The sequence below is a fragment of the Vibrio sp. 10N.222.49.C9 genome, assembly GCF_041474985.1.
Classification (GTDB): Bacteria; Pseudomonadota; Gammaproteobacteria; order Enterobacterales; family Vibrionaceae; genus Vibrio; species Vibrio crassostreae_C.
Window position 1 is genome coordinate 1 of record NZ_JBFRVD010000581.1, and the last position, 276, is coordinate 276.

The 276-nt window shown below is 48.9% G+C and carries 1 protein-coding gene; it reads left to right on the top strand.

Annotated elements, in window-relative coordinates; genetic code table 11:
• Positions 1-276: ATP-binding cassette domain-containing protein (locus AB4585_RS24575; RefSeq protein WP_372171368.1), on the top strand; the 276-nt coding region annotated here is incomplete at both ends.

Sequence of the window (276 nt, forward strand, 5' to 3'; positions counted from 1 at the left end):
CTTTCAAGGGTTTAACCTTTGGCCTCATCTCACTGTGCTGAAGAACGTGATGGAAGCCTTATTGCACGTTAAGAAAATGTCGAAAGCAGAGGCTGAAGATATTGCCAAAGTGCAGCTAGAAAAAGTAGGGATGTCACACAAGCTCGACAGCTACCCAAGTATGCTCTCCGGTGGTCAGAAACAGCGCGTTGCTATTGCCCGTGCTCTTGCGATGGAGCCTGAGGTGTTATTGTTTGATGAACCAACGTCTGCCCTTGACCCTGAGCTGGTGGATGA